Genomic DNA, 865 nt, shown 5'->3' with positions numbered 1-865 from the left:
GCAGCAGGACAAGAAACGGTGCCCAACTTGCTGTTTAATTATGCGGGCATTACCAATATAGCTGCTACGCATACAGGCTTTAAAGCAATTAACAGTGAAGTACTGGCTGTAAATCAGCCCGATTTTTTAGTGGCGCCAGCGCATGTTGTGCAAAGCCTTGGTGGGAAACAAGCCTTTTGTAAACAGCCTACACTTCGTTTATTAAAAGCAGCGCAAGAGTGTCAGTTACTGGTCATGGACAGCTTACTTTCACTGGGCATGTCGCCGCGTATTTCAACTGCGATTCAAGCATTACATGAGTATAAAACACGCTTATGAGCACGTTAACTTTGAATCGTTTTAACGCCATAACACTGAGTAACCCGCATAAGTGGATGCTATTAAGTTATGGCTGCATTTTTGCTTTAGCATTACTTAGCATAGGCTATGGGGCCGCAGGATGGGATTGGCGCTTAGCTATTGCATGGCTAGCTCCTGAACATTTTAGTCAATTTGATGCGCTACAAATCAAGGTGGTTACACAAATACGCCTGCCTCGTTTTGTCCTTGCAGTGATGGTAGGTTTAGTACTTGCACAAACAGGGGCTGCAACCCAAGCGCTATGTCTTAACCCGCTTGCTGATCCCTCTATTATTGGTATAAGCGCAGGCGCTGCAATGGTTGCGGTTGCTTTTATTGCCCTTAGTGCAGAATTGAATTTTACCGCTCAACACTACTTACCTTATGCCTCATTTTTGGGCGCATTATCAGTAACGTCGCTGGTATATTTAGTCTCAATACAACAAAAACAAATTAATATCAATACGCTTATATTAGTCGGTGTCGCTATTAATGCATTGGCATTTGCTGTTATTGGGTTATTAAG

General features: G+C 43.1%; 1 protein-coding gene and 1 pseudogene. Both read left to right on the top strand.

Features of this window, described 5'->3' with window-relative positions; translation table 11 throughout:
* A pseudogene (locus ND16A_RS02055) lies at positions 1-318 on the top strand (heme/hemin ABC transporter substrate-binding protein); the annotation flags it as partial.
* A 56-nt stretch (positions 319-374) separates the two neighbouring features.
* The coding region (locus ND16A_RS02060) for an iron chelate uptake ABC transporter family permease subunit (protein WP_033079112.1) at positions 375-865 on the top strand (491 nt) is incomplete at its 3' end.

This window comes from Thalassotalea sp. ND16A, assembly GCF_000764205.1.
Taxonomy (GTDB): Bacteria; Pseudomonadota; Gammaproteobacteria; order Enterobacterales; family Alteromonadaceae; genus Thalassotalea_A.
This window is presented reverse-complemented; position numbering and strand designations above follow the sequence as displayed.